We start from the raw sequence: 586 nt of genomic DNA on the forward strand, positions 1-586 counted from the left end.
GATGAGTAGAGTTATTAAATGCCCGATTTGCTCTAGAACAGCAGAAATGACTTATAGAGAAAATCGAGTTTATCGAAGTGAATGCTTTAACATTAATTGTAAAGAAGTTGTGACAGTTACAGCACCAAGTAGAGTAGCAGCAGAGGAGCTATTTTCTAAATTTGAAAAAAGAATGATCCAGCCCAAACTCAGCATACCGAAGAAGATTGCGGAGATGCTAGATGAAGAGCTAAAATATGCAGATGATAAGCTATACACTTTCAATAAATGCTATGAAGATATGGTGCTTCCATATGAATTACTTTTGCAAAAAAATTACGCAACAATCTGTGCTTATCTCGCAGGTAAGGAACTAGGTATTGAGCTTGTGGAGGTTGAGGGATGATTGGTAAAGAATACACGCTCACAAGGCACACAGAAAAGATAAATGATGAAAATTATGATTCTTTAGTACGTGAAATTCATAAGATTAAAAGTTTGGTGAAGGTTACAGATGAATAAAAACAATGACAATGATCCAGTATATATAAAATTTTTAGGAATAAAGTTCCACTATGATTTTGAAATATTTCTTGCGATCGCTGCA

At 34.3% G+C, this 586-nt stretch carries 1 pseudogene; it reads left to right on the top strand.

Annotated elements, in window-relative coordinates:
* Nucleotides 1–385, top strand: a pseudogene (locus LACDD01_RS11285) (hypothetical protein); the annotation flags it as partial.
* Nucleotides 386–586: the final 201 nt, after the last annotated feature.

The sequence above is a fragment of the Lactococcus sp. DD01 genome (genome assembly GCF_001578715.1).
Lineage (GTDB): Bacteria > Bacillota > Bacilli > Lactobacillales > Streptococcaceae > Lactococcus > Lactococcus petauri.